This window comes from Billgrantia sp. Q4P2, from assembly GCF_052806135.1.
This window is the reverse complement of the sequence record NZ_JBRBAI010000006.1, coordinates 138,772-163,841: the sequence shown is the minus strand read 5'-3', so window position 1 is coordinate 163,841 and position 25,070 is coordinate 138,772. Positions and strand designations below refer to the sequence as shown.

The 25,070-nt window shown below is 64.4% G+C and carries 25 protein-coding genes; 10 read left to right on the top strand and 15 right to left on the bottom strand.

Annotated elements, in window-relative coordinates:
- Window positions 1–2 precede the first annotated feature (2 nt).
- Together ACUY1T_RS12550 and ACUY1T_RS12545 are read right to left on the bottom strand one after the other, a co-directional pair.
- Complete coding sequence (locus tag ACUY1T_RS12550; RefSeq protein WP_446023270.1) at window positions 3–245, bottom strand: Atu4866 domain-containing protein; 243 nt, start codon at window positions 243–245, stop codon at window positions 3–5.
- An 86-nt stretch (window positions 246–331) separates the two neighbouring features.
- Entirely contained in the window at window positions 332–1,051 is a 720-nt protein-coding gene (locus tag ACUY1T_RS12545; protein ID WP_446023268.1) for an SDR family oxidoreductase, read from the bottom strand.
- A 176-nt stretch (window positions 1,052–1,227) separates the two neighbouring features.
- On the opposite strand from ACUY1T_RS12545, the gene ACUY1T_RS12540 reads away from it, so the two are divergent.
- Window positions 1,228–2,169: an AraC family transcriptional regulator N-terminal domain-containing protein gene (locus ACUY1T_RS12540; RefSeq protein ID WP_446023266.1), complete on the top strand. Its 942-nt coding sequence runs from the start codon at window positions 1,228–1,230 to the stop codon at window positions 2,167–2,169.
- A 78-nt stretch (window positions 2,170–2,247) separates the two neighbouring features.
- Here ACUY1T_RS12540 and ACUY1T_RS12535 read toward each other — a convergent pair whose 3' ends face one another.
- Together ACUY1T_RS12535 and ACUY1T_RS12530 are read right to left on the bottom strand one after the other, a co-directional pair.
- A complete protein-coding gene (locus ACUY1T_RS12535; protein ID WP_446023264.1) occupies window positions 2,248–3,192 on the bottom strand; it encodes an alpha/beta fold hydrolase in 945 nt (314 codons plus the stop codon).
- Window positions 3,193–3,241: 49 nt separating this feature from the next.
- Window positions 3,242–3,670 carry an organic hydroperoxide resistance protein gene (locus ACUY1T_RS12530; protein ID WP_446023262.1) on the bottom strand — a complete coding sequence of 143 codons (429 nt, stop codon included), beginning with the start codon at window positions 3,668–3,670 and terminating at the stop codon, window positions 3,242–3,244.
- A 119-nt stretch (window positions 3,671–3,789) separates the two neighbouring features.
- Between ACUY1T_RS12530 and ACUY1T_RS12525 the strand changes: the two genes are divergently transcribed.
- Both ACUY1T_RS12525 and ACUY1T_RS12520 read left to right on the top strand, forming a co-directional pair.
- The gene (locus ACUY1T_RS12525) at window positions 3,790–4,611 is read left to right on the top strand and encodes a cupin domain-containing protein (RefSeq protein WP_446023260.1); all 822 of its coding nucleotides are present in this window, start codon (window positions 3,790–3,792) and stop codon (window positions 4,609–4,611) included.
- 118 nt (window positions 4,612–4,729) lie between these two features.
- Window positions 4,730–5,344, top strand: a complete 615-nt coding sequence (locus ACUY1T_RS12520; protein ID WP_446023258.1) for a flavin reductase family protein — start codon at window positions 4,730–4,732, stop codon at window positions 5,342–5,344.
- A 48-nt stretch (window positions 5,345–5,392) separates the two neighbouring features.
- On the opposite strand, the gene ACUY1T_RS12515 is transcribed toward ACUY1T_RS12520, so the two are convergent.
- Together ACUY1T_RS12515 and ACUY1T_RS12510 are read right to left on the bottom strand one after the other, a co-directional pair.
- Window positions 5,393–5,932 carry a helix-turn-helix transcriptional regulator gene (locus tag ACUY1T_RS12515; RefSeq protein WP_446023256.1) on the bottom strand — a complete coding sequence of 180 codons (540 nt, stop codon included), beginning with the start codon at window positions 5,930–5,932 and terminating at the stop codon, window positions 5,393–5,395.
- A gap of 210 nt (window positions 5,933–6,142) precedes the next feature.
- Window positions 6,143–6,331, bottom strand: a complete 189-nt coding sequence (locus ACUY1T_RS12510) for a hypothetical protein (protein WP_446023254.1) — start codon at window positions 6,329–6,331, stop codon at window positions 6,143–6,145.
- 427 nt (window positions 6,332–6,758) lie between these two features.
- On the opposite strand from ACUY1T_RS12510, the gene ACUY1T_RS12505 reads away from it, so the two are divergent.
- Entirely contained in the window at window positions 6,759–7,166 is a 408-nt protein-coding gene (locus ACUY1T_RS12505) for a hypothetical protein (RefSeq protein ID WP_446023252.1), read from the top strand.
- A gap of 204 nt (window positions 7,167–7,370) precedes the next feature.
- Here ACUY1T_RS12505 and ACUY1T_RS12500 read toward each other — a convergent pair whose 3' ends face one another.
- Both ACUY1T_RS12500 and ACUY1T_RS12495 read right to left on the bottom strand, forming a co-directional pair.
- Window positions 7,371–7,961, bottom strand: coding sequence for an SHOCT domain-containing protein (locus ACUY1T_RS12500; protein ID WP_446023250.1), 591 nt, complete (start codon window positions 7,959–7,961; stop codon window positions 7,371–7,373).
- 11 nt (window positions 7,962–7,972) lie between these two features.
- Window positions 7,973–8,575, bottom strand: coding sequence for a DsbA family protein (locus ACUY1T_RS12495; protein ID WP_446023248.1), 603 nt, complete (start codon window positions 8,573–8,575; stop codon window positions 7,973–7,975).
- Window positions 8,576–8,794: 219 nt separating this feature from the next.
- Here ACUY1T_RS12495 and ACUY1T_RS12490 point away from each other — a divergent pair, with 219 nt between their 5' ends.
- On the top strand, window positions 8,795–10,939 hold the full coding sequence (locus ACUY1T_RS12490) for a methyl-accepting chemotaxis protein (protein WP_446023246.1): 2,145 nt from the start codon (window positions 8,795–8,797) through the stop codon (window positions 10,937–10,939).
- A 405-nt stretch (window positions 10,940–11,344) separates the two neighbouring features.
- Here ACUY1T_RS12490 and ACUY1T_RS12485 read toward each other — a convergent pair whose 3' ends face one another.
- Window positions 11,345–12,292, bottom strand: coding sequence for a D-2-hydroxyacid dehydrogenase family protein (locus ACUY1T_RS12485; protein ID WP_446023244.1), 948 nt, complete (start codon window positions 12,290–12,292; stop codon window positions 11,345–11,347).
- A gap of 490 nt (window positions 12,293–12,782) precedes the next feature.
- Here ACUY1T_RS12485 and ACUY1T_RS12480 point away from each other — a divergent pair, with 490 nt between their 5' ends.
- The 3 genes from ACUY1T_RS12480 (at window position 12,783) to ACUY1T_RS12470 (ending at window position 15,564) form a co-directional block, all read left to right on the top strand.
- Window positions 12,783–13,151 carry a DUF2294 domain-containing protein gene (locus tag ACUY1T_RS12480; protein WP_446023242.1) on the top strand — a complete coding sequence of 123 codons (369 nt, stop codon included), beginning with the start codon at window positions 12,783–12,785 and terminating at the stop codon, window positions 13,149–13,151.
- A gap of 167 nt (window positions 13,152–13,318) precedes the next feature.
- Window positions 13,319–14,341, top strand: coding sequence for a Nif3-like dinuclear metal center hexameric protein (locus ACUY1T_RS12475; RefSeq protein WP_446023240.1), 1,023 nt, complete (start codon window positions 13,319–13,321; stop codon window positions 14,339–14,341).
- 104 nt (window positions 14,342–14,445) lie between these two features.
- Complete coding sequence (locus ACUY1T_RS12470) at window positions 14,446–15,564, top strand: hypothetical protein (RefSeq protein ID WP_446023238.1); 1,119 nt, start codon at window positions 14,446–14,448, stop codon at window positions 15,562–15,564.
- A gap of 60 nt (window positions 15,565–15,624) precedes the next feature.
- Here ACUY1T_RS12470 and ACUY1T_RS12465 read toward each other — a convergent pair whose 3' ends face one another.
- The 5 genes from ACUY1T_RS12465 to dctP form a co-directional block, all read right to left on the bottom strand.
- A complete protein-coding gene (locus tag ACUY1T_RS12465; protein WP_446023236.1) occupies window positions 15,625–17,142 on the bottom strand; it encodes a malonate--CoA ligase in 1,518 nt (505 codons plus the stop codon).
- The gene (locus ACUY1T_RS12460; protein WP_446023234.1) at window positions 17,139–18,518 is read right to left on the bottom strand and encodes a malonyl-CoA decarboxylase; all 1,380 of its coding nucleotides are present in this window, start codon (window positions 18,516–18,518) and stop codon (window positions 17,139–17,141) included. The genes ACUY1T_RS12465 and ACUY1T_RS12460 overlap by 4 nt, the downstream gene beginning before the upstream one ends.
- 14 nt (window positions 18,519–18,532) lie before the next feature.
- Window positions 18,533–19,867, bottom strand: a complete 1,335-nt coding sequence (locus ACUY1T_RS12455; RefSeq protein ID WP_446023232.1) for a TRAP transporter large permease — start codon at window positions 19,865–19,867, stop codon at window positions 18,533–18,535.
- Window positions 19,868–19,869: 2 nt separating this feature from the next.
- The gene (locus ACUY1T_RS12450) at window positions 19,870–20,391 is read right to left on the bottom strand and encodes a TRAP transporter small permease subunit (RefSeq protein WP_446023230.1); all 522 of its coding nucleotides are present in this window, start codon (window positions 20,389–20,391) and stop codon (window positions 19,870–19,872) included.
- Between the two features lie 73 nt (window positions 20,392–20,464).
- Complete coding sequence (gene dctP, locus ACUY1T_RS12445) at window positions 20,465–21,466, bottom strand: TRAP transporter substrate-binding protein DctP (RefSeq protein WP_446023228.1); 1,002 nt, start codon at window positions 21,464–21,466, stop codon at window positions 20,465–20,467.
- Between the two features lie 172 nt (window positions 21,467–21,638).
- Here dctP and ACUY1T_RS12440 point away from each other — a divergent pair, with 172 nt between their 5' ends.
- Both ACUY1T_RS12440 and ACUY1T_RS12435 read left to right on the top strand, forming a co-directional pair.
- Entirely contained in the window at window positions 21,639–22,322 is a 684-nt protein-coding gene (locus ACUY1T_RS12440) for a GntR family transcriptional regulator (RefSeq protein ID WP_446023226.1), read from the top strand.
- Window positions 22,323–22,405: 83 nt separating this feature from the next.
- Window positions 22,406–23,884, top strand: coding sequence for a protein adenylyltransferase SelO (locus tag ACUY1T_RS12435; RefSeq protein WP_446023224.1), 1,479 nt, complete (start codon window positions 22,406–22,408; stop codon window positions 23,882–23,884).
- Between the two features lie 57 nt (window positions 23,885–23,941).
- On the opposite strand, the gene ACUY1T_RS12430 is transcribed toward ACUY1T_RS12435, so the two are convergent.
- Window positions 23,942–24,937, bottom strand: coding sequence for an AraC family transcriptional regulator (locus ACUY1T_RS12430; protein WP_446023222.1), 996 nt, complete (start codon window positions 24,935–24,937; stop codon window positions 23,942–23,944).
- Window positions 24,938–25,070: the final 133 nt, after the last annotated feature.

Genomic DNA, 25,070 nt, shown 5'->3' with positions numbered 1-25,070 from the left:
CCTCAGGGCGCTTCTCGCCGTAACACCATGCCGGCGTGATAGAGCACGCCGTCGATGAATTCACCGTCGGCGGTGAAGCCGGTGTCGTCCCAGTATTCGATGTAATTGCCGCTCACGCGGTAGCGGCCCTGGTAGGCGCTCTCGCGCTCGCCGCGGGCTTCGTCGTAGCGGTTGTTAGGCAGCAGTTCGTGGCGAATGTGGCCGTCGTCGGTGACCCACATGCCCACATAGGGGTGGTCTGCCATGCTGATGTCTCCGGTTGGGGCTGCAGCCTCCCCTGGTTGGGGAGGCGCAGCGGCAAGGATCGGGCTCAGGAGCAGGGCTTTCGTGCTCATGCGCTGGCGGTAGGGCGAACCACGATCTCGCTGGTGTCCACCTCTTCCGGCTGGGCGATGACATGGCCAATGGCAGCGGCGATGGCCTCGGGCTTGAGCGCTATCTCGCGGAAACTCTTCATCGCTTCGGCGGCGCCGGGGTCGGTGATGGTATCGGCCAGCTCAGACTCGACCACGCCGGGATAGACGCAGGTGACGCGGAGCTTGTCGTTCTCCTGGCGCAGCCCGTCGGAAATAGCCCGCACGGCGTACTTGGTCGCACAGTAGACGGCGCCGGTGGGCACCACGTAGAGCCCGCCGATGGAGGAGATGTTGATCACCTGTCCGCTGCCCTGAGCCTGCATGGTGGGCAGTACGGCGGCGATGCCATGCAGCACGCCGCGGATGTTGACGTCGATCATGCGGTCCCACTCGTCGACCTTGAGTGAGGCCAGGGGCGAGAGCGGCATGACCCCGGCATTGTTGATGATCACGTCGATGCGCCCGTGCAATTCCAGCGCGGCATCGGCGAAGGCCTGCACGTCTTCGCGCCGAGTGACGTCCAGCGCGCGGTACTCCACGCTGCCGCCTTCGGAACGAATGGCCTGGGCCAGCGCTTCCAGCCGCTCGGTGCGGCGTGCGCCGATGACCAGATGATGGCCTTGTTTGGCCAGCAACCGGGTGGTGGCCTCGCCAATGCCGCTGCTGGCGCCGGTGAGAAGAATGACTTTGCTCATGATGGGACTCCTTAGGATGTTGTCATGGACAAGCCTAGGGAGGCAGCGACGATGCCAACAGGGTCATTCCTCTGGAAATATTGCCTATTTCTATTGAGGATTTGTTCTGTGAGCGGAATTTAGCGATTGTTGTTGCCTAAACATGAGTTTCGCAGTCGGGGCTAAGGAGGCTTCAGATGGCGGCGCATACTGGTTCGCCAACTCAGGAACGGATGATCGAACGGCTCTACCGGCTTGCGCCGCACGAGGGCTACACCCAATCCTTACTGGAAGGCGTGCGCTTCATGCGTTCGAACCGCCCCTTGAAGCATACGCCGGTACTGTACGAGCCGAGCATCGTCATCGTCTGCCAGGGCCGCAAGCGGGGCTACCTGGGCGATGAGGTGTATCTCTACGATGCCCTGCACTATCTCGTGCTGTCGGTGCCGCTGCCCTTTACCTCGGAAACCGAGGCCAGCCCCGAGGAGCCGCTGCTGGCCATATCGATTCGATTGGACATGGCCATGGTGGCGGAGCTGGTCTTGCTGCTGGATCAGGAGGACGCCCGCTCGGTGCCGCCACGGGGCATGATTTCCACGCCGCTTGGCGTGCCCATGTCGGATGCCACGCTCAGGCTGCTCGAGGCGCTGGCCTCGCCCATGGAAGCGCAAGTGCTAGGGCCCGATATCGTGCGGGAGATCTGCTACCGCGTACTGGTCGGGGAGCAGGGCGGCAGCGTACGCGCGGCGCTGGCCCAGCAGGGCCAATTCGGCAGAATCGCCAAGGCATTGCACCGCATCCACGCGGATTACGCCGAGCCCCTGGAGGTGGGGCGCCTGGCAAGTGAAGTCGGCATGAGCCCTGCGGTGTTCCATGTGCACTTCAAGGCGGTGACGCAAACCTCACCGCTTCAGTACATCAAGTCGACGCGGCTGCATCAGGCGCGGATGCTGATGATTCGCGACGGCCTGCCTGCAGCGGCGGCCGCCGCCAGGGTGGGTTACGAGAGTGCGTCGCAGTTCAGCCGCGAGTTCAAGCGCTTCTTCGGCCGGCCGCCCGGCGAGGAAGTGCGTGAAATGAAGGCCTCGCTGGCGCTGTTGCCACCTGAACGGGTGGCAAACCTGGCAGTGTCGCATTGAGGGTGGTGCGGCATCCCCGCTAGTTTTATGGTCGGGAGCTGGGCGCACTGGCCTGTTTCTCCCGACCATTGGCTGTTTTCAGTCTTTGAGGAAATCAAGGAGATCCTGGTTGAAGCGTTCCTTGTGTGTGTCGGTCAGGCCATGCGGTGCGCCGGAATAGACGATCAGCTCTGCACCCTGGATTTGCTCGGCAGACGCCTTTCCAGAGATGTCGAGTGGCACGATCTGGTCGTCGTCACCGTGGATGACCAAAGTGGGCACATCGAATTTCTTCAGGTCCTCGCGGAAATCGGTGGCCGAGAACGCGGCGATGGAATCGTAGGTGTTCTTGTGACCAGCTTGCATGCCTTGTGCCCACCAGCTGTCGATCAGACCTTGCGAGACCTCGGCACCAGGGCGGTTGAAGCCGTAGAACGGGCCGGATGCGAGATCGAGGTACAGCTGCGACCGATTTTCCAGTGAGGCCTGGCGGATGCCGTCGAAGACTTCCAGCGGCAGGCCGTCCGGATTGTCGGCAGTCTGCAGCATCAGCGGCGGCACGGCACTAACCAGCACGGCCTTCTTGACCCGTTCGGTACCGTGACGGCCGATGTAGCGTGCCACTTCGCCGCCGCCCGTGGAAAACCCGACAGCGGTGATGTCCTTGAGGTCAAGGGCATTGATTACAGCCGCTAGGTCGTCGGCGTAGTGGTTCATGTCGTTGCCGTCCCAGGGCTGGCTGGAGCGGCCATGACCGCGGCGGTCGTGGGCAACCACCCTGTAGCCCTGGTCGGCCAGGAAGAGCATCTGCGATTCCCAGCTGTCCGAATTCAGCGGCCAACCATGGCTGAAGGTGACGACCGGGCCCTCCTTCGGGCCCCAATCCTTGTAGTAGAGGCGCACGCCTTCGGCAGTAATCACGTAGTTGCCATCTACGCTGGCGCCGGCTGCGATGCTTGCGGGCGTGGCGGCCTGCGCTGTGTCGCCGGCCTGCAGGGTGATGGCGAGCAAGCCGGCAGCGAAGGTACTGGTGGTGATGTTCATGCGATATCTCCAGTGTTCGATCGAAAGAAAGAAAAGTGGTGATGTGAAATCAATCGGCTATGAGCAGCGTCACGTCGATGTTTCCGCGCGTCGCATTGGAGTACGGGCAGACGATGTGGGCTTGGTCGACCAGGTCTTGCAGGGTGTCGCGGTTAAGGCCGGGGGCGGCGATGGTCAGTTCTGCTTCGATACCGAAACCGGTGGAAATCTGGCCGATGCCGATCTTGGCGGTGACGTTGGTGGCTGCGGGCAGTGCGACTTTCTGATTGCCGGCAACGTATTTCAGTGCGCCGAGGAAGCAGGCCGAGTATCCGGCGGCGAACAACTGCTCCGGGTTGGTGCCGGGGCCGCCAGCGCCGCCCAGTTCGCGCGGGGTCGACAGCTGCACGTCGAGTATGTTGTCGGAGGAGGTGGCGCGGCCTTCGCGGCCCCCTGTGGCAGTAGCGGTGGCGGCGTAAAGGATTTTTTCGATAGTCATGGCAGTCGTTCCTGTTCAGTTGAGTGGCCGGGTGGTGTTACCCGGTGAGATGTATTCTGCGCGTCATATCGATACAATTGGTGGTGTAAAGTCCTAAAAACTTGATCAGGAGTACGGTCGTGGTGGACAGGCTTGCGGCGCTGATGACGCACTTCCCGGTGAGAGCGCAGGTGTTCAATGCGGGGCCGTTGTGCGGTACCAACACACTGCGAAATGACGGCGCCCACGGACAGTTGCATCTGGTGCGCAGGGGGGCAGTTGAGGTGCGGTACGGCAGGGAGTTACTGCAGGTCGAACGACCGAGTCTGTTGTTGTTTCCACGACCGCTGACGCATCGCTTCGTCACCGATCCCGAGCGTGGTGCGGACATGGTCTGCGCAAACCTGTCGTTCGAGGGCGGCGCAGGCAATCCGATCGCATCGGCGCTACCGGACGTCGCCTGCCTGCCGCTGGCAGAGATTGCCGGCGCCGAGCCGGTGCTCATGTTGTTATTCGAGGAGGCGTTCGAGCAGCGATGCGGACGCGTCGCGCTGGTCGAGCGCCTGTTCGAGGTGGTGATGATCCAGGTTTTGCGCCAACTGATGGCCAGTGGCGAAGTGCACGGCGGCCTGCTGTCCGGCTTGTCGCATCCGCGCCTGCGCAACGCACTGGTGGCTATGCATGAGAAGCCCGAGCAGGCGTGGACACTGGATGAACTAGCGAATGTTGCCGGCATGTCGCGCAGCGTATTCGCCACGACCTTTCGCGAGACGGTAGGCGTTACGTCGGGGCAGTACTTACAAAGCTGGCGCGTGCGGCTGGCACAGAAGGCCTTGCTGCGCGGGCGGCCTCTGAAAGTGATCGCAACCGAGGTTGGTTACGGTAGTGAAGCCGCGCTCTCCCGTGCGTTCAAGGCACAATCCGGGCAATCGCCGCGGAAGTGGAAAGCCGGTCACCCATAGAGACTTTGGGCCCATCGATATGGACACGAGTCCGTGGACGGCCTGTCGCAGCTGCATTGAGCAGCCTGTCGAGCGGTGTAGGATGGTAGACCCTCACCGAAGACAATAAGGGCTGGCCATGAGCGACTATCTGCTGGAAGAGGCGCCGCTGAGCAGCGGGGCCATCTATCGCCTGTTCTGCGGCACCATCTGCCCGCGCCCCATCGCCTGGGTGTCGACGCACGATCGTGACGGCAACACCAACCTGGCGCCGTTCTCTTTCTTCAACGTGGTGAGCGTGGCGCCGCCGGTGCTGGGTTTCTCGCCGCTGCTCAATGGCGAAGGTCAGCCCAAGGACACCATTCGCAACCTGGAGCAGGTGCCGGAGTGCGTGGTGCACATCAGCGGCGAGGCGTTGGTCAACGAGATGAACGCTACCAGCGCCAGCCTGCCGGCAGGAGAGGATGAGTTCGCCCTGGCGGGCTTGGAGAAAATTGCCATGCCGGGGCTCTCGGTGCCGCGGGTGGCCGCGGCGCCGGTGGCCTTCGGGTGTCGGCTACGCGAGATCGTGCGATTCGGCGATCAGCCCATGGCGGGCTGCCTGGTGCTGGCGGAGGTGGTATCGATCCACATCGACGATGCGATATGGAATGGCCGCCATGTCTCGGTAGACGCGCTCAAGCCCATCGGGCGCATGGCGGGCAGCGACTATGCCCGTACGAGTGATCTGTTTGGGCTTGAGCGGCCGGTATAGCGGGGCGTGGCATTGGTCGCGGCGGCAAGCAGGCCGGGGGCCGCCAGCTCAGTCCACCGGGCCCTGGGAGTGCAGGCGCCGCCAGCTCTGCGGGGTCATGCCCAGCCGGCGATGGAAGTGGCGGGTGAAGTGCGGCTGGTCGTAGAAACCGCACTCGTGGGCGATACGGGAGAGCTGCGCGTTGCCGGCGAGCATCATCTCGCAGGCACGGGCCAAGCGCCTGCGCGTCACGTAGGCCAAGGGCGGTTCGCCGAAGGTCAGTTTGAAGGCATGCGAGAAGTGACTGAGGCTGAGGCGTGTTTCGGCCGCCATCTCCTTGACGTGAATCGTCGCGTCCAGGTGGGCATCGACGAAGGCGGCGACGCGCCTGATCTGCCAGCCGACGAGCCCGCCATGAAGACTAGGTTCCGGCAGGGGATTCGCCGTTGCCTGGGTCAGCAGGTTAAGGGCCTGGGCCAGGCTGGCGCGGGCCGCTTCCTGATCGTTGATCAAGGCGGCTTCGGCATCGTCGAGCAGTTTAGCCAGCCGTTCGCGCACCTCGGGCACGAGGCTCGGCGGTCGGGGCATCCTGATCGAAAGCTGCGTCATCGCATCGACCCCGAAAGAGCGAAGCCCAGGGTGACTGGATATCCCTGTCGCTCAGAGGGTTTCTGGTTCCGTTGAACGGGCCGATAAGAAGTATAGGCCAGCCCAAACCTCGCCCGTTCCCATTCGAGCCTGCCGATCAGCTGAATTGTCTCCCCCAAACACAGGCGCGAGTGCCTAGGCACCCGCGTCGATACGAGCTGAGTCGAGCAATCAGTTGGGGTGATAGTCATGCTCTTGGCGATTGAGATAGCCGTCGCGGTTGCGGTCGAGCTCCCAGAACGAATCGGTCAGCGCTGCACCAGCGGTTTCGACAGGCGAGAGCCGGCCGTCGTGGTCGGTATCCAGCTCGTCGAAGCTGCGCTTGACCAACGGTGTCGTGCTGCTGTCGGAACGTGTCATCAGAGGCTCTTCCTCCGGGGACGGGCGTTCGGCTAATGCAGCACCAGGGGCGAGAGCCAGGACAAGCAAGAGCGCAAAAGTGCTGCGAAGTCTCATGGTGGTGACCTCCTGTCATGTTTCAGGGACGAGGACGAGCCCCTGTGCAGGCTCATCGAGAACATGATGGAAGGTCATGGGCGGCAGGGCTTGCCCAGACGTGCGGCGCTTTGCACGTTTCTGCTGTCCTCGCACGGTCGTAGAGAATCGCCGGTCGGGCGCCGTCATGAGCGACTATCCTGCTGGGAGAGGCCCCGCTGCGCGGCGGGCCATCTATCGGCTGTTCTGCGGACGACTTGCCCGCGCCGAAGCCAACACGTCTTGACGATGCAGGATCGCATCCCGTGCCGCCTCAGTTAGCGGGTGCCACGGCCACAAAGGAAGTGAAATCATGAACAAGGGTTCTTTGCCCCAGGCCCCGAGCCATTCGCACGACCTCTGGCGGCAGTCCGCCACGACATTGGCGGCCCTCATCAGGTCCGGGGAAGTATCGAGCCGCGAGGTGATCGATGCGCATCTGGCGCGGATCGAGGCGGTCAATCCGGCGCTCAATGCCGTCACTGTCATGCTGTGCACGTCGGCTCGTGAGGCGGCGGACGCGGCGGATGCCCAGCGTGAAATGAAGGGGGAGCGAGATCTGCCGCCCGCTGCCGTGTTACCGACCCGGCCGATCGACAACGCACCGATGGCCGTTCAGCTGTACGCCGACCGCTTTCGCGACGACCTGGTGCTTGAGGCTGCCGAGGTCATCGAGGCCGCGTTTGGGCCGTGCACGCCGGTAGATCCTTTCGTGGCTTGAGACGCTTCCTGGGCTTTGTCTGAAAAGTCGGCGAGCGAAGGCCAGGGCTAGGCCCGTTCCCTACGGGCCAACGCACTTCCCACATCCCTGTGGGTCGCAAGGAAAAAAAATTGGCGAAAAGATGGAGTTTACGGGGTGTAAATGAGTACTTTGAGCCTATTTTTAACGCCGTATGGCCGAGCGCAGCCAGTTTTCGGACAGAGCCTAGCTCGGCGGCTGTTTTCTGATGGAAATCACCGGCAGGCTCGCGAGGTCGACGTCGCCGTGCTGGCTGGTCACGGTAAACCGGCCCTGGCTTCCTTGCTGCTGGGCAAAGCCATGGATGCGATGGTCCAGGGTGTCATAGACCCGGGTGGAATCTCCGGTCTGCACGACGAGGCGCCGAGCCTGGGCAAAGTAGGCATAGCGTAAACCGTTCTGCTCGCCGGTCGCGTTGGGTGTGCCGAGTTCCGCCGGCCACCAGGCAGTGTTCCCTTCCGCGGCGGGCCAAGCCGACTGATGGGCAGCTATTTCACCAGCTATCCCACCAGCCATCCCACCAACCCTCTTACCAATCTCGTGGCACAGCGCATCCACGCGAGCGTTCAAGGCATGGTTGAGAGGGTCGCTCAGCATCAGCATGCCACCTTGCATCCATTGGCCGGGGCCGCCGAACTCGGGATGCGAAAACATCGCCATCTGGCCACCACCGTCGGCCACGGCCAATACCATGTGCGCAATGGCGTCGCGACTGAAATCGTGACGCTCGGCGAGCTCGTCGACGATGGCGAGTCCCTGGGGGCTGAGTGAGTGCATGCCGGTTTGACTCACAGTTCGCCGGCCAGTTTCTTTTCCACCAGTTCCAGGCGGTCCTGACCCCAGAAGGGCTCACCCTCGATGTCGTACCACGGGGAACCGAAGCACCCTGCCGCGACGGCCCGTTCGCAGGCCTCATCGAGGCGCTGCTGCCCCACGTCCGATTCCGACTCCTCCAGCAGCGCCTGGCCGTCCAGGCCGCAGGCGTCGGCGATCTCGCGTAGCGTGTCGAGGTCGGCGACATCACGCTCCTCGGCCCAGCAGGCCCGCAGGATGGCCAGTGTCAGCTCGGCGATGTCGTGGCCCTGGGCCTTGGCGGTCAGTGCCAGGCGCGCCGCCGGGCGGTCGTCGGTGGGGAAGTGCTTGGGTTGCCGGTTGAGGGGAATGCCAAGCTGCTGCGGCCAGCGCTTCAGCTCCGCCATGCGGTAGGCCTGGCGCTCGGGCGCCCGCTTGGGCAGCGGCAGCCCGCCGGTCCTGGGGAAGATCGCGCTGAGCGTGATCGGCACATAGTCGATGGTGGCGCCGTGGCGGGCGGCGATCTCACCGAGCCGCGCATGGCCCAGGTAGGTCCAGGGCGATACCAGGCTGAGGTAGTAGGTGATGCACTTGGGCATGGAGGCATCCTCACGTCCGTTGCGTAGGGTTTTCTGAGGCTAGCGCGCTTGGCACAAGGTGTCCTGTTTTTGCGCCCACGACCGAACGGCGCGACAGCACGCGGCTGCCGACAGTGGCGCGAATACCAAACTCTCAGTCGTTTTGACTACGTCTTTACACCCATGAAAGCACTATGGTCAGCCTTGGAACTGCCTCTCATAACTATAATGAGTCCCCCCATGCGCTTACGATTCCGCTCTCTTCGACTGCTCGTCGTCGCCCTGGCCGGTGCTTGCCTTCTGGCCGTGACGGCCGCCCTGGTAGGCTATTCGCTGGTATCCGCTTCGCGCACCCAGGACGTGGTGGCCGAACATACCCAATCACTGCTCGAGAGTGGCATCGACGAACGTCTCTCCTCGCTGGCCCACGTCCAGGCCGAGCGCATTCGCAACGAACTGGACCGGGCCCTGACCCTGGCCAGCCAATTGGCCCATACCAATGCCCTCATGGGCATACCGGGAGACAACGGCCGCCCTCAGCTGCGCCTGAGCCGCGGGGAGCTTTCCAGCCTGGTACGTCACACGGTGGTCGAGACTCCAGAACTCCTGGACGCCTATATCGGCTGGGAGCCAGACGCTTTCGGCGCCGATGCCCGCTATGCCGGGCACGAGACCGGCTTCGCCGAGGGCAGTGGGCGCTTCCGGCCCTGGTGGGTCCGGGAGGCCGATGGCAGCATGCGACTGGGCGTTCTCAATGAGGAGAACATGGAGAGCGAGGCACCGTTGGGCAACGGCATGCGACGGGGCGAATACTACCTCTGTCCGCGCGACACCCTGGCTCCCTGCATCATCGATCCGGCTGCCTACGACTATGCGGGGGTCATGCGCATGGTCACCTCCTTCAATGTACCGATCGTGGTGGAGGGTGAGTTCCGCGGTATCGCCGGTGTCGACATGTCGGTGGATTTCACCCAGGAACTCCTGACCCAGGCTAACCAGGGGCTTTATGACGGGGCCGGCGAGATGGCACTGATTGCCTCGCTGGGCAGCGTGGCGGCTTATACCGCCGATGACGGCTCCCTGGGGGAAGCGGCCGGAGAGGTGATGGGCGATGCGGTGCAGGAGCGTATTGTCGAGGCCCAGCGCAGCGGCGAGATGCAGCGGATAGAGAATGCCGACGGCATGCTCGAACTCTACTTGCCCTTCAGCGTCAGCGACGACCAGGCGCCCTGGGTGCTGCTCACCCGCTTGCCGCGGGAGGCGGTACTGGCCGAGCTGGGCGCCCTGCAGCGTACCCTGGGCGACCAGCGCCGCCAGCACTTGCTGGGCATGGGCCTGGTGGGGCTGCTGGTCGCCGGCCTCGGCCTGATAGCGATCTGGCTGGTGGGAGGTGGCATTGCCAGGCCGCTGCGGGAGCTGGCGGGTCGCATGCGTGAGATCGCCACCGGCGACGGTGACCTGACCCAGCGCCTGCCGGTCGAGGGTCGCGACGAGAGCGCCGAGCTGGCCATTCAGTTCAACGCCTTCGCCGACAAGATCCATGATGTGTTGCTCGAGGTGCGCGTGAGTAGCGAGGCGGTGCGTGTCGCCACCACCGAGATTGCCAGCGGCGGCCAGGATCTGTCGCGGCGTACCGAGACTGCCGCTGCCAGCCTGCAGCAAACCTCGGCCTCGATGGAGGAGATCACCAGTACCGTGGAGCACACTGCCGAATCCGCGCGTGAGGCCAATGGCCTGTCGCAGACGGCCTCCGAAGTTGCTGCACGTGGTGGCGAGGTGGTGTCTCGGGTGGTGGAAACCATGGACGGGATCTCCGATGCCTCGCGCCAGATCGCCGAGATCGTCACGGTGATAGATGGCATTGCCTTCCAGACCAACCTGCTGGCGCTGAACGCCTCGGTGGAGGCGGCCCGCGCCGGTGAACAGGGGCGTGGCTTCGCCGTGGTGGCCGGCGAAGTGCGCCAGCTTGCCAGTCGTTCGGCAGCGGCGGCGTGTGAGATAAAGGCCCTGATCGAGGCTTCGGGGGCCAAGGTGCGCGACGGCACCGAGCTGGTCAGCCAGGCCGGCACCACCATGGAGGAGATCGTCACCAGCGTCTCCCGGGTGAGTGCCATGCTCCAGCAGATCACCGCGGCTACCGGCGAGCAGAGCGACGGCATCGGCCAGGTCAATGTGGCGGTCGCCGAGCTGGATCGCATGACCCAGGAAAATGCCGCCCTGGTCGAACAGTCGAGCGCCGCCGCCGAGCGGCTCGAGGAGCAGTCGCTGCGCCTGGCCGAGGCGGTGGGGTCCTTCACCCTGGCCGAGACGGGCTCCCGGGCTCCGCTATGGAGCCCCGCTGCCCTACCGGCGGCAGCCCCTCGAACCGAAGAAAACGCCTATTGATCGCCCACCAAGCCACTCCCCGTTATTGCCGGGGCAGGGTGTCGGCCGGTTGGTTCGGTGGGAAAATTCCCACCCCGACACCTTGCCCTCGCGCCAATAGCCCATGCTGCTGACGTAGTCCGGCGGCGTTGTCGCTGCGAACGGCGCGTTCATTGCGCTTCGGGCGGCACCAGCGCGTCCGGCACTTCGATGCCGATCTCGCGGTAGTAGCGCAGCGCGCCGGCATGCAGCGGGGTGGCGGTGTGCTCCACCGAGATATCGGCGCTCATGCCCTGGGCGGGGGCTCAGCTGCCGGCCTGCTGCTCCTCGCGATAGGCGGCGATGACTTCACGGTAGGTGGCCAGGCCCTGCGGGCCGTTCTGGCCTGATGACGTCATGGCGTTGCCTCTCCTTGCACTCGGCCGTTCACTCGGCCAGGTTCTTTACCGGCCGGCCCGCCTCGAAGGCCAGCAGGTTGTCGAAGGCATCGCCGAAGTAGAGCTCGTAGCTGTCCTTCTCCACGTAGCCCAGGTGCGGCGTGGCGAGGAAGTTGGGCAGCGCGAGCAGAGGATGGCTCGTCACCGGCTCCTCCTCGAACACGTCCACCGCAGCCCGGCCCGGGCGGCCTTCGCGCAGCGCGTCTTCCAGCGCTCCCGGGGCGATCAGCGGCGCACGGCTGGTGTTGACCAGCAGGGCGCTGGGCTTCATGCGGGAAAGATCCTCGGTGGTGACGATGCCTTGGGTTTCCGCGTTCAAGCGCAGGTGCAGGCTCAGCACGTCGCTGCGTTCGAACAGTTCGGCCTGGCTTCCCGCCACCTCGAGGCCGGCCTCGGCGGCGCGGGCGCGGGTACCCTCGCGGCCCCATACCAGCACGTTCATCTCGAAGGCCTGGCCGTAGCGGGCGATCAGCTTGCCGATCTTGCCGTAGCCGAAGATTCCCAGGGTGCGGCCCTTGAGCCCAGTGCCCAGGGTGCGCTGCCAGCGGCCGGCCTTGAGGTTCTCGAATTCCTCGGGAATGTGGCGCATGGCGGCCAGCACCAGGCCCCAAGTGAGTTCGGCGGCAGCATAGGGTGAGCCGGTGCCGGCCATGACCGTGACCCCTTGGCGCTTGCAGGCGGCCATGTCGACGTGGGCCGCGCCGCCGCCGGTCTGGCTGATCGCCTTCAGCTTGGGCAGCCTGGCCAGCAGGGGCTCGGTGATCGGCGTGCGCTCGCGAATCAGCACCAGGGCATCGGCGTCCTGGAAGCGCTCCACGAGAGCGTCCTCGTCGGTCACGGTGTCGTTGTAGAGGGTGACGTCATGCCCCTCCAGCTTGGCGAAGGCATCCAGGTGGCGCACGCAGTCCTGGTAGTCGTCGGGGATCACGATCTTCATTGGGCAGGCTCCTTGCTGGCCGCAGGTGATGAAGAAGCTCCTAATTTGCTTCGGTTCAGCCGATATTGCCAGGCCCACACGGCGCCGATCAGGGCGATGCCCACTGCGTCAACCACCTGCGCGGTGATACGGTACACATGGCAGCGGGCACCCCGTAGCGGGGCGGCAAGAGCGGGCCTGGGGCGCTTCGTCTGGCCGCTCGTGCTGATGGTATACCTGATCCCCCTTGGCCTGGTGACGGTCCATGCAACAGTTGCCATGAAGGACATCCTGGATAAGAGGGAAAAGTCTGACAGGTCCTTTTTATTACGCTGTTTTCATTAATCTACTTGGTCTTTCGTGACTTTGTGAATAATCGATTATTTTCTGTTGACAGGTTTTTTGCGCTTGGCTAGTCTGGCCTTTGAGAGATGTTGGTATACCAGTCGTTCTGGCTGGCCGAGCCGAAACGGGGTCGATCTATGCGCACCTTGGCACGAGTTCTTGGGATATGAGCGCTTTGGGCATCAGCTCCTTGGGAGCGCTCAAGCAGGAGCTGATCAAGGACTACAACGAGGTCAACCACCGTATCTTCGGTATCGGCGTGGTGCGTCAGAAGGTCGATATCGAGGGTGACAGGATCCTCGTCATCGCCCTGCACAAGCGGGTTCCGGCGCTGGGTTACCTCAACGGGCTCAACAGCAACGTGAGCGAGCTGGCAGACCACTATCTCATCAAGGGATTCAAGCACGAATTCAGGCAACTGCTGGTGGAGAAGTACGGTTTCGAGGTCCTGTCCATCTTCAAGGACTACGACGCCGAGGCCGAGCTCTCCGCCACCGTGGTGGTAATGAAGAAAGATGTGCGCGACTACCTCTGACGCCACCTGCGTCGGGCATGGTCCGCAAATCTGAAGGCAAGACGTTGACTGGTGATGTGAACTCGCCCTGAGAAGGCGAGTGCTCGAGACCGTCAGCGCAGTTGGAGGCATCAGGCCTCCTGCTGTGCTGGCGGTCTTTTTTTTGTGGCTAAGAGAGGAGAAATGCGATGGCCAAGGTAGCGGATATCGTCAATGCAATGAGCGTGATCACGGGCGGCAGGACGGTTTCGTCCATGGAGGAGGTCAAGAGCGGGAAGCACCCTTTCGTGATCCTCAAGTCTTCCGGCATCTACGGCAAGGAGGTGCTGGAAATCCCGGGGCTGATCTACGGCGACCCGAACAAGGAGGTGCAGAAGATCGCCGTATGCATGACCATGACGGAGCTGGTGATCGAACTGGCGGGAGCCACTGGCGTGGACGCCATCGTGGCGCACCACCCCATCGCCGATGCCGCCAGCTGTGGCGGAGTGACGCTGAAGAACTACCTCGATCTCTATGACGTGGCGGGGCTGGAGTGCCACGAGGCCTTTCATGGCCTGCACCCCGGGATTCCCTACCTGCACGGGCACAGGGTGCTGAAGGGCAGCATTTCCTACGGTGGCGTTCACGGCAACATCATGTTCGTGGGCCGGGCGCTGCCGGGTATCGCCACCCTGGGCGACATCCTCGACCGCCTGGACGGCTTCATGGCACTGGACCAGGACCGTGCCCTGCTGGCCGAGGAGCGGCTGGTGCGTGGTATCGAGGAGATCCGCGAGACCAGTGTGGAGACCCGCGGCTTCATTCACCTCGGCGAGCGCGACAGCCGGGTCGAGAACATACTGCATATCTTCCCGCATACCGGCTTCTCGCCGGAGAACCTGCGCCAGGCGGTGGCGGAAAACCCCGGCGTGGATACGGTGCTGGCCTCGATCAGCCGGGTCTATGCGGGGCATGCACTGATCGAGACGGCCCGTGAGCTGGGGCTCAACTTCCTGGTCGGCAACTGCCACGTGATGGAGATCCTGGAGAACGGGCTGCCCCTGGCCCATGTCCTGGACGAACTGCTCGAGGGGGTGGAGGTGGTGCTGTTCCGCGATCGGGTCACCTCCACGCCGGTGCGCCGGGTAGGTAATGAGGCGATGCAGGCCTATGCCCGCGAGATGGCGTCAAGCCACTTGCTGGGAAAACATGCGTTGAGCGAGACCTGACCCGGCCGAATGCCGTTATTCTCTCCCCCATTCACCACACGTTATCCACAGCTTCTGCATGAGTTCTGCCCAAGCGTCCCTTCAATAACAATAGAGGCACTGTCATGAAAACCTCAGTGACTACCCCTGAAACCACCCCTGACAAGAAAGATGCCGGGTTACCGGCGAGCAAGCGGGCCTGGAAGCGCATCGAAGTGGTCGGCATCGTACTGCTGTGCATCTGCCTGCTGATGCTGTTGCTTTCCCCCACCAGCCTCTCGGGGCTGTTCAATTCGATTCTCGACTCCGTGCGGCCCGTGGTGGTCGACGTCTTCCTCACCGGCGTGGTCGGCACGGCGATCATCGTCAGCGTGATCATCGGCCGGCTGCTGGAGCGGCTGGGCTTCACCGACGCGCTGGTGCGCATCTTCGTGCCGGCCATGAAGCTGCTGGGCGTCAACCCGGCGGTGATCATTCCGAGCGTCTACAACATCTTCGGCGACATCAACGCGGCGGGTAAGATCTCCGGGCCGATCCTCAAGAAGGCAGGCGCCACCAAGGACGAGCAGAAGCTCGCCGTGGCCACCATGGTGCAGTCGCAGCAGTCGTTCTCCACCTTCATGCTGGGGCTGATGGCGCTGACCTTCGCCGGGGTGAACGTCTTTGCCGTGGTGCTGCTGGCGGTGTTCCTGCCGCTGGTGATCGTGCCGCTGATCCTGTCGAAGGTGCTCTATCGCGACGTCAAGCGGGTCGAGATCGGCCATCTGCCGACCTTCACTCCCGACCGTGACTTCATGCCCACGCTGTTCAGCGCCGCGCGGGAAGGCGTCGAGCTGCTGCTGCTGATCCTGATTCCCGCCGTGGCACTGGTCTTCGCCGTGATCGGCGTGCTCGACCATGTCGGCATCTGGGCGCCGATCGAGGCGGGGCTGGGCCAGGTCATGCTGCTGTTCAACATCCATCCCGAAACCGGCGTGCTGTCGGTGCTGGTGAGCCCGACGCTGGCAATGGGGCAGTTGCAGAGCATTGCTTCCGACCTCGATCCCTCGCTGGTGGTGGGCTCGTTCGTGCTGGCTTCCTCCGGCCTGCCGCTGTCGGCCGTGTTCGGCCAGGTGCCGGTGGTGTGGGCGGAAAGCTCCGATCTTTCCGAGCGCGAGGCCATGGGTGCCGCCGTGCTGGGCATCGTGATGCGCCTGGCAACGGCGTTCCTGATCGCCTTCTTCGTCACCCCGCTGGTGGTGTAGCGCCCGAAGCGCGGCCGGCCGGTACATCGGCCGGCCACGCCTGGTGTGGCTAACGTGTGGTCAGCGATAGGTGTCCTGATAGCGCTTGCGCAGCTCGTTCTTCTGCACCTTGCCCATGGTGTTGCGCGGCAGGGTATCGGCGAAGAACACCCGCTTGGGCTGCTTGTACTTCGCCAGCCGCCCCTCGAGATGCTCGAGCACCTGTTGCTCCTCCAGCGTAGCCCCCGGCTCGGACACCACCACGGCGGTCACGCCTTCGCCGAAGTCCGGGTGCGGCACGCCGATCACCGCCGATTCCGCCACGCCCTCCAGCTCGTCGATCACCTGTTCGACCTCCTTGGGATAGACGTTGTAGCCCCCCGAGATCACCAGGTCCTTGTCGCGACCGACGATGTGCACGTAGCCCTGCTCATCGGTCATGGCCAGGTCGCCGGTGACGAAGAAGCCGTCCTCCAGCAGCTCCTCGCGGGTCTTCTCGGGCATGCGCCAGTAGCCGATGAAGACGTTGGGGCCGCGAATCTCGAGCATGCCGATCTCGCCCTGGGGCACCGGTGCGTGGGTCTCGCGGTCGGTGATGCGGTACTCCACCCCCGGCAGCGGCATGCCCACGGTGCCGGCACGGCGCTCGCCGTCGTAGGGGTTGGAGATGTTCATGTTGGTCTCGGTCATGCCGTAGCGCTCGAGAATGGCGTGCCCGGTCTTTGCCGCAAAGGCCTGGTGGGTCTCGGCGGTGAGCGGGGCGGAGCCGGAGACGAACAGGCGCATGTTGGCGGTCACCTCGGGAGTGAGGCGCTCGTCGGCCACCAGGCGGGTATAGAAGGTGGGCACGCCCATCATCACCGTGCCGCGCGGCAGCTCTTCGAAGATCACGTCGGCATCGAACTTGGGCAGGAACAGCATGCTCGAGCCGGCCATCAGCGTGACGTTGCAACCGACGAACAGGCCGTGGGTGTGGAAGATGGGCAGGGCGTGGATCAGGCGGTCCTCGGCGGTAAAACGCCAGGCCTCCACCAGGGTGGCGGCGTTGGAGCCGAGGTTGCGGTGGGTCAGCATGGCGCCCTTGGAGCGCCCGGTGGTGCCCGAGGTATAGAGGATCGCGGCAAGATCGTCGCTCTCGCGCGGTTCGATGTTCGCATACGGCTGGGCCCGCTCGGCCAGTGCCATCAGGCTGCCGTCGGCCTCGGTGCCGAGGGTTTCCACCGCCGGGCAGCCGCTCTCGCTTGCCACCGTGCGGGCCGCATCAAAGGCGGCGGGGCGGCAGACGAACAGTGCCGGCTCGGCGTCGCTGAGGAAGTAGCGGATCTCGTCGGCGGTGTAGCCGGTATTGAGCGGCAGGTAGACGCCGCCCATACGCAGGCAGGCGAGATAGAGCAGGATCGCCTCGGGGCTCTTGTCGACCTGCACCGCGACCCGATCGCCGGGGGCTACGCCCAGCTCGACCAGGGCGCCGGCCAGGCGGGCGCTGGCGTCCAGGGCATCGAGGTAGGAGTAGCGACGGCCTTCGCGGGTAGTGATGAAATCGGCATTGCCGCGGTCGCGCATGCGGGCGGCGAAGGTTTCGAAGAGGTTGTGACTCATTTGGCAGGCTCTCCCTTGGCCATCTTCCGGGCGCGGCGGTTGAGGTCGCGGACCTCGTTGGAACAGACCACGGTGGCGTTGGCGGTGTAGTTTTCATGGTTGCGCTCGATGTCGTCGAGCACGTAGAGATAGTTGACCATGAGGCCGGCGGCCTGCTTCAAGCCCTTGGGCGAGATATCGCCGAGCCAGTTGATGCGATGCAGCTCGGCGCCGTTGCCCAGGTGGAAGCGTGCCACCGGGTTGAGCGGCAGGCCGCGGGCATTCTTCTCCTCGACCAGGTAGCGGGCGGCAAGCGGCTTGACCACCGCCTTGAGGCGTTCGCTCTGGGCGGGGTCGAGATGCCAGTCGGTGGCGTCGAGTTCGTGCAGCACCTGGCCCAGCTCGTCGGGCAGGGTGCCGTCATCGCGTTGCTCGGCGAGCCAGTGGGCAAATCCCGGCACCGGGGAGAGCGTGACGAAATACTTGAGCTGCGGCAGCTCCAGCTTGAGTTCCTGCACCACTTGCTTGATCAGGAAGTTGCCGAAGGAGATGCCGCGCAGGCCGGTCTGGCAGTTGCTGATGCCGAAGAAGGCGGCGGCATCGGCGGCCTCGGGGTCGTCGATGCTGCGCTCGCCGGCACTCTCGCCCGACAGGATGGGCTGGATGCGGTCGGGTAGGCCCTTGCACAGCGCCACCTCGACGAAGATCAGCGGCTCGTCGCCGATGGCCGGGTGGAAGAAGGCGAAGCAGCGGCGGTCGCGGGCGTCGAGGCGCCGGCGCAGATCGTCCCAGTCGCGGATCTCGTGCACCGCCTCGTAGCGAATGATCTTCTCCAGGATCGAGGCCGGGGTATTCCAGTCGATGCGCTTGAGCATCAGGAAGCCGCGGTTGAACCACGAGCCGAACAGGTGGGCGAAGTCGGCGTCGATGGCGGCCAACTCCTGCCTGTCGTCACTGGTCCGGTCGCGCAACCGTGCCAGCAGCCCTTCGCGCATGCGCACCAGCTCATAGGTACCGTTGCTGGCCAGGTTGAGGCGCCGGAACAGCTCCTGGCGGCGCGGCTCGCAGGCGTCGAACAAGGCATGCAGGCTGGGGTTGTCGCGGGCCTCTCGATAGGTCTCGTAGGCCTGGTCGATGCGCGCCGGGTCGGCGGCGAACTCGCTGGCCAGCCCCTCGAAGAAGCGTGTGCGTTCGTCTTCCGTCAGCCGGTTGTACATGGACAGCGCGCGGCTGGCCAGGCTGATGCTCGAGGCCTCGCCGTCGCTTTCCAGCAGTGCGTGGCAGGCCGCCAGCATCTGGGCGTGGTCGGGCGCGCTGAGCTCGCCCTGCCGGCGCCATAGCCGGGCATCGCGCTGGGTGATGCTGTTGAACAGCTCCTGCAGGAAGGTCATGTTCATGATTCCACTCTCAGTCAGCCCATGATCAGGTTGGGCAGCCACAGGGCAATGCCCGGGAAGAAGCACAGTAGGAGGATGCCGAGCACCATGCACAGGGCGTAGGGCAGGCTGCCCATGAGGATGTCGCGCAGCGAGATGTCCGGCGCGATTCCCTTGATGATGAACAGGTTCAAGCCCACCGGCGGGGTGATCAGGCCGATCTCCAGGTTGATGGTCAGGATCACCGCGAACCAGTAGGGGTCGAAGTCGGCGGCGAGGATGATCGGCAGCAGGATCGGCGCGGTCATCACGATCACCGCCACCGGCGGCAGGAAGAAGCCGGCGACCAGCAGGAACAGGTTGATGATGCCCATCAGCACCCAGCGGTTCACTTCCATGTTGGCGATGGCCGCGGCCACGGTCTGGGTGATGAACATCGAGGAGAGGGCGTAGGCGAACACCTCGGCGCAGGCGATGACCAGCATGATCATCACACTCTCGCGCAGCGAGTCGCGCATGATCAGCTTGATCGGCCCCACCTGCCACATGCGGTAGATGAGCACCGCCAGCGCCACGCACAGGAAGGCGCCGACACCAGCGGCCTCGGAGGGCGTGGCCACGCCGCCGTACAGGGCGAACAGAATGCCCGCGATCACCGCCATGAAGGGCAGCACGCGCACCAGCGCCTTGAGGTTGGCGTCGACGTTGGCCTTGACGTTCTGCTTCATCTGCACGGCGGCCTGGGCCATGGGGTTGGCATAGCCCCCGGCCAGGCGACAGGCGATCATGGTCCAGGCCATGAACAGCCCGGCCAGCATCAATCCGGGCATGACGCCGGCGATGAACAGCCGGCCGATCGAGGTCTCGGTGGAGATGCCGTAGATGATCATGGTCACCGAGGGCGGAATGAGGATACCGAGCGTGCCGCCGGCAGCGATGCAGCCCGCCGCCACGCCATCGGGATAGCCGCGGGTGCGCATCTCGGGAATGCCCATCTTGCCGATGGCGGCACAGGTAGCCGGCGACGAGCCGGAGAGGGCGGAGAAGATGGTGCAGGCACCGATGTTGGACACGGCGAGCCCACCCGGCAGGCGCCCCATCCACAGGTCCAGCGAGCGGTAGAGGTCGCGGCCGGTGGGCGAGGAGGCCACGGCGGCACCCATCAGGATGAACATCGGGATGGCGACGAAGCCGAATTCGGCGATGCGGTCGAAGAAGGTCTCACCGAAGTAGATCAGCTCCGGCAGGCCACGGTCGTAGATCAGGGCGAGCAGCGACACGCCGCCCAGGGCGAAGGCAATGGGCGTGCCGATGGCCATCAGCACGATGAGTGCGATGGCGACGATGATCCCCAGTGTGATTGGATCCATGCTTACACCTCCCCGCGCAGGATTTCGGCCACGTACTGTAGCGAGAGCAGGCTGGTGCCCACCGCCATCGGCAGCAGCCCCGGCCACAGCAGCGGATTCCACACGGTGCCGGTGCGCCAGTTGAGCAGGTAGGCCTCGGCCACGTAGACCCAGGAGGCATAGGCCAGCGCCGCACAGAAGGCCAGGCCGATCAGCGCGGCTACCAGGCGCATGATCTTGCGCGCCAGCCCGCCCAGAGCGTCGGGCAGGATGGTGATGGCCACGTGGCCACCGGTCATCAGCACGTAGGGGCTGCCCATCAGCATGGCCCCGGTCACCGAGAACACCGTGAACTCGGTCTGCCAACTCGTGCTCATGCCGAGCACGTAGCGGATGAAGACCATCTGGCAGATTACCGCCACGCCGGCGATGAACATTGCTGCCGCCAGGTAGGCGCTGGCGCGTGACAAGGTATCCATCAGGCGGATGTAGCCGCCCACGACACCGGATCGTTGAGCAAGGGATTGAGAGTGGGCCATGGCCATGCAGTCCTCCCGGGGTTCGAAACGGGGGCCACCCATGGCGGGTGGCCCGGCATACGCTGGGAAGGGCTGGGCGTCACTCGACGGCGAGGGCCGCATCGATGATCGCCTGGCCGTTGGTCACGTTCTCGGCGAAGTTCTTGTAGGAAGTCTCGCGGGCGATCTCGAGCCAGGCGTTGTAGTCCTCCTCGCTCATGCGCACCACTTCGATGCCGTTCTGCTCGTAGACCTCGACCATCTCGGCGTCGATGGCGGCGGCCTCGGCGGCGAAGAACTCCTCGGCGGCCTTGCCCGCTTCCATCAATACGGTCTGCTGCTCCTCGCTGAGCCCCTGCCATACCTGTTCCGAAATGAGGATCGGCTCATACATGAACCACAGTGCGAAATCGCCCGGTTCGGTCAGGCACTCCACCTGCTCGTAGAGCCGGAAGGAGATGAACGACATCGACGAGGTATTGGCCGCGTCCAGTACCCCGGTCTGCATGGCGGTGTAGACCTCCGAGGAGGGCATCGAGGCGATGGAGGCACCGGCTGCCTGCAGCATCTGCTCGAAGGCCGGCCCCGCGGCGCGAATATTCTGGCCACGTACGGTGTCGGGCGAGGTGATGCACTGCTCGCTGGAGGCGAAGCCGCCGGAGAGCCAGGCATCGGCCAGTACCCGGGCCCCGTTGTCCATGATCACCTGCTTGATCATGTCCATGTATTCCGAATCGTTGAGCCGCTGGGCGTGCTCGTGGTTGCGTACCAGCCCCGGCATCAGGGTGGCGGAAAACTCCGGATGGCGTCCGCTGGCGTAATCCAGCGGCAGCGCGGTGATATCGAGGCGGCCGCGTACCAGCGCACCCCACTGCTCGTTGGCCTTGAACAGCGATTGGCCGGGGTAGACCTGGATCTCGAGGCCCACGTCGGCCTCGGCCACCTGGCGAGCCATCATCTGCACCATTTCATCACGCACGTCCCCCTGGCCACCGGGGAACTGGTGCGAGGCGCGCAGTACGGTATTGGCGGATGCGGTGGCGCTCAAGGCCAGGGACATACCGAGAGCCACGGCCAGAGTGGTTAGGGTTTGGCGTTGCATTTGGCGTCTCCACGGGTTGTTCTTGTGTGGTAGGTTCTGTTTTGTGATGTTTATCAGCGACGCTGATGTATACTTCAATAGCTCTTGCGTATACTCATGTCAAATCCGTTACAGTAAGACGATGGTGCGACAAGTCCGTTCGAGGGACGCCGCGAAGGTAAGGAGGGTGACAATGGCCAGCCCCAAGCGCTCGAGTGCACAGCGCCTGCGAGATTCGCTGGAGAACGCCATCATCAACGGGCGCCTGGCGCCCGGTGAGAGGCTCGACCCCGAAGCGCTGGGCCGTGAGTTCAACGTCTCGCGCACGCCGGTGCGCGAGGCGATCCAGCAGCTCGTCGCCAGCGGGCTGGTCACGGTCACGCCGAAGAAGGGCACCTTCGTGGCCAAGGTGGGTATCGACCAGTTGATCGAGATGTTCGAGGTCATGGCCGAACTCGAAGGCATGTGCGGGCGTCTGGCGGCGAGGCGCATCAACGACGAGGAACTCGCCGAGCTGCGCGGCGCGCTGGAGCGCTGTGAGGCCGCCGCCCTGGCTGGGGATACCGACGAGTACTACTACGAGAACGAGGCTTTCCACGACTGCATCTATCGCGCCAGCCACAACGGTTTCCTGCTGGGGGAGGCGCGCCAGCTCAAGCAGCGGCTCAAGCCTTATCGGCGCCTGCAACTGCAGGTGCGCCAGCGCATGCACAGCTCGCTGCGCGAACATCGGGCCGTGGTGGCGGCCATCGAGGCCGGCGATCCGGCGGCGGCGGAGCATGCCCTGCGCGATCACGTACTGATCCAGGGCGAGCGCTTCAGCGACTTCGTGGCCAGCATTCGTGAGTTCGAGCGTCCGGTTTCCGCTACCGGCTAGCCGCTTGTAAGGGGATGCAACGGCTCTCGATTTTCGCCCAGTGCCCACCTAAAGTGACGGGCAAGAACATCAGTGGAGTCGCCATGTTTCCTCCTTTCACCCTTCGCTATTCCCGCCTACCGGAACGCTTCTACGAGCGCTTCGAACCGGTGCCCGTGCCTGAGCCGCACTTGGTTGCCTTCAATCGGCCGCTGGCCGAGGCGCTTGGCTTCGAGCTTTCCGCCTTCGATGCCGAAGAGGCGGCGGTGTGGTTTTCCGGCAACGTGGTGCCGCGCGGCGCCGAGCCGCTGGCCCAGGCCTATGCCGGACACCAGTTCGGCGGCTTCGTGCCGAGGCTGGGCGATGGTCGCGCCGTATTGCTCGGCGAAGTGACCGACCGCGACGGCCGGCTGCGCGACATCCAGCTCAAGGGCGCCGGGCGCACACCCTTCTCCCGTGGCGCCGACGGGCGCGCGCCGCTGGGGCCGGTGCTGCGCGAATACCTGGTCAGCGAGGCAATGCATGCCATGGGCATTCCCTCCACCCGGGCGCTTGCCGCGGTGACCACCGGCGAGCGAGTCATGCGCGGCATTCCCGAACCTGGGGCCATCCTCACCCGTGTGGCAGCCAGCCATATCCGCGTGGGCACCTTCCAGTACTTCGCCGCCCGCGGCGACTTCGAAGGCGTGCGCGAGCTGGCCGATCATGCCATCGAGCGGCACTATCCGGAACTCACGAAACGGAAGGGTGGCGAGCGCTACCTGGGACTGCTGGAGTCGGTACAGGCGCGTCAGGCGGCGCTGATCGCCAAGTGGATGGGTGTCGGCTTCATCCATGGCGTGATGAACACCGACAATACCTCGATCTCGGGCGAGACCATCGATTTCGGCCCCTGCGCCTTCATGGAACAGTACGACCCCAAGATGGTATTCAGTTCCATCGACGAGGGCGGGCGCTACGCCTATGCCAACCAGCCGTGGATCGCCCAGTGGAACCTGGCGCGGCTGGCCGAGACGCTGCTGCCGCTGATCGACGACGACACCGACCGCGCGATCGAGCGTGCCACCGAGCTGCTGCAGCGTTTTCCCGAGCAGTACGAGGCCGAGTGGCTCGACGTGATGCGCGCCAAGCTCGGCCTGGAGCGGGAGCAGCCCGGCGACAAGGCGCTGATCGAAGCGCTCTTGGCGACCATGCATCGCGGGCGCGCCGACTTCACCCTGACCTTCCGTCGCCTGGCGGATGCTGCCGAGAACCCCGAGGCGGAAGCCACCGTCGAGACGCTGTTCGAACGCCCCGAGGAGATTGCCGGCTGGCTTGCGGACTGGCGTGAGCGCCTTGCCCAGGATCTGTGGACCGAGGATGAGCGGGCGCGGTGCATGCGTCTGGCCAACCCCGCCTTCATCCCGCGCAACCACCGCGTGCAGCAGGCGCTGACCGCGGCCATGGACGAGAACGACTTCGGCCCCTTCGAGACGCTGCTGGAGGTCGTCACCCATCCCTTCGACGACCAGCCTGGGCGCGAGGAGTACGCCCGGCCGGCCGAGCCCACCGAGCGGGTGTTCCGTACCTTTTGCGGGACTTGAGGAGCGCAGGGAAAGCAGTCGTGTGACTTGCCGCCTCCTACCTGGGCCGGACCGGCTTCATTGTAGGGGCGGTGGGTTCCCCGAGGGACTGGTTCGCTGGAGAGTTTGTGACGGCAGCTCGCCGAAGCGCACCTTGTACTCCTGGGAGAAGCGCCCCAACTGTTGAAAGCCGCAGTCCATGGCGATGCTGGAGACGTTCTCGCCGGGGGCAGCCCGTTCCAGGCGCTGGCGAACATGCTCGAAGCGAAGCTGGCGGAAGTGGGCGATGGGGGAGACGCCGTAGTGAGTATGGAAATCGCGGTAGAGTCGTTCCCGCGACACGCCGGTGGCCTGCTCCAGGTCGACGAGGGTCAGCGAGCGATCCAGCGATTCCCGGAACAGTGCTTCGAGCCGAGCGAGATACGCCGGCCGCCCCAACTGGCGATCCAGCAGCTCATTCGTGTAGTTGTGGCGCTGGGTATAGAGCAGGCTGGTGATCAACGAATTTTCGAAGTTGCTCCACACCTCGGGCAGATCGCATAGCGAGCCTTCGGCGTCCAGCATTTCCTGCAGGTTAGCCACCATCCTCCACCACTCTTGCACCGTACCGCTCAGTGGCATTCGGGGGTCGAAGATCACCGGACGAGACAGGTCGCGCCTCAGTAACTGGGCGAGCTTGTGCTCGATGGCCTGGCGCGACAGGCGTACAAGGCGCTTCCGGCAGCTCTCGTCCATGTACAGGTGCAGCGGCTGACTGGGCGAGATGATGGCGGCCACGCCACTGTCGGAGCCGAAGGCGTCGCCCTGTAGTTCGAAATTCTGAGTGCCACGGAGAGGAAGGCTGATGCTGTAGCTGTGGGTCAGGTCGACGATATCGATATTGACGGGAGTCGAATATTCGATGATGCCGATGGAGACGTTGCCCAGACTGGTGCCCTGGTGACGAAAGCTGAGTTCTCGGGGGCGTGGCACCTCGAGGCGATGCGGGCCGTTGATACCGCTCATCCAGCGGCAGGCCGAATCGGGATTTTGGAACTCGGCAGCGATCTGCTGTCGCGTCGGGGGTATGGTCATGGTTTCTCCTGGTCTCGCCACCGGATGTCGTTGTCATCGGGCCTCGGGTGGGGCCGTGATGGGTGGTCGAGACTGATGTTCGCATCTCGCTCATGGGGTGCGCTGTGCGAACTTTATAAATTATTCTGCCACT

Excerpts from the sequence above, each read along its gene's own strand:
- ACUY1T_RS12550 (WP_446023270.1), bottom strand. The coding sequence starts at position 245 with ATGGCAGACCACCCCTATGTGGGCATGTGGGTCACCGACGACGGCCAC.
- ACUY1T_RS12545 (WP_446023268.1), bottom strand. The coding sequence starts at position 1,051 with ATGAGCAAAGTCATTCTTCTCACCGGCGCCAGCAGCGGCATTGGCGAG.
- ACUY1T_RS12540 (WP_446023266.1), top strand. The coding sequence starts at position 1,228 with ATGGCGGCGCATACTGGTTCGCCAACTCAGGAACGGATGATCGAACGG.
- ACUY1T_RS12535 (WP_446023264.1), bottom strand. The coding sequence starts at position 3,192 with ATGAACATCACCACCAGTACCTTCGCTGCCGGCTTGCTCGCCATCACC.
- ACUY1T_RS12530 (WP_446023262.1), bottom strand. The coding sequence starts at position 3,670 with ATGACTATCGAAAAAATCCTTTACGCCGCCACCGCTACTGCCACAGGG.
- ACUY1T_RS12520 (WP_446023258.1), top strand. The coding sequence starts at position 4,730 with ATGAGCGACTATCTGCTGGAAGAGGCGCCGCTGAGCAGCGGGGCCATC.
- ACUY1T_RS12515 (WP_446023256.1), bottom strand. The coding sequence starts at position 5,932 with ATGACGCAGCTTTCGATCAGGATGCCCCGACCGCCGAGCCTCGTGCCC.
- ACUY1T_RS12510 (WP_446023254.1), bottom strand. The coding sequence starts at position 6,331 with ATGACACGTTCCGACAGCAGCACGACACCGTTGGTCAAGCGCAGCTTC.
- ACUY1T_RS12505 (WP_446023252.1), top strand. The coding sequence starts at position 6,759 with ATGAACAAGGGTTCTTTGCCCCAGGCCCCGAGCCATTCGCACGACCTC.
- ACUY1T_RS12500 (WP_446023250.1), bottom strand. The coding sequence starts at position 7,961 with ATGCACTCACTCAGCCCCCAGGGACTCGCCATCGTCGACGAGCTCGCC.
- ACUY1T_RS12495 (WP_446023248.1), bottom strand. The coding sequence starts at position 8,575 with ATGCCCAAGTGCATCACCTACTACCTCAGCCTGGTATCGCCCTGGACC.
- ACUY1T_RS12490 (WP_446023246.1), top strand. The coding sequence starts at position 8,795 with ATGCGCTTACGATTCCGCTCTCTTCGACTGCTCGTCGTCGCCCTGGCC.
- ACUY1T_RS12485 (WP_446023244.1), bottom strand. The coding sequence starts at position 12,292 with ATGAAGATCGTGATCCCCGACGACTACCAGGACTGCGTGCGCCACCTG.
- ACUY1T_RS12480 (WP_446023242.1), top strand. The coding sequence starts at position 12,783 with ATGAGCGCTTTGGGCATCAGCTCCTTGGGAGCGCTCAAGCAGGAGCTG.
- ACUY1T_RS12475 (WP_446023240.1), top strand. The coding sequence starts at position 13,319 with ATGGCCAAGGTAGCGGATATCGTCAATGCAATGAGCGTGATCACGGGC.
- ACUY1T_RS12470 (WP_446023238.1), top strand. The coding sequence starts at position 14,446 with ATGAAAACCTCAGTGACTACCCCTGAAACCACCCCTGACAAGAAAGAT.
- ACUY1T_RS12465 (WP_446023236.1), bottom strand. The coding sequence starts at position 17,142 with ATGAGTCACAACCTCTTCGAAACCTTCGCCGCCCGCATGCGCGACCGC.
- ACUY1T_RS12460 (WP_446023234.1), bottom strand. The coding sequence starts at position 18,518 with ATGAACATGACCTTCCTGCAGGAGCTGTTCAACAGCATCACCCAGCGC.
- ACUY1T_RS12455 (WP_446023232.1), bottom strand. The coding sequence starts at position 19,867 with ATGGATCCAATCACACTGGGGATCATCGTCGCCATCGCACTCATCGTG.
- ACUY1T_RS12450 (WP_446023230.1), bottom strand. The coding sequence starts at position 20,391 with ATGGCCATGGCCCACTCTCAATCCCTTGCTCAACGATCCGGTGTCGTG.
- dctP (WP_446023228.1), bottom strand. The coding sequence starts at position 21,466 with ATGCAACGCCAAACCCTAACCACTCTGGCCGTGGCTCTCGGTATGTCC.
- ACUY1T_RS12440 (WP_446023226.1), top strand. The coding sequence starts at position 21,639 with ATGGCCAGCCCCAAGCGCTCGAGTGCACAGCGCCTGCGAGATTCGCTG.
- ACUY1T_RS12435 (WP_446023224.1), top strand. The coding sequence starts at position 22,406 with ATGTTTCCTCCTTTCACCCTTCGCTATTCCCGCCTACCGGAACGCTTC.
- ACUY1T_RS12430 (WP_446023222.1), bottom strand. The coding sequence starts at position 24,937 with ATGACCATACCCCCGACGCGACAGCAGATCGCTGCCGAGTTCCAAAAT.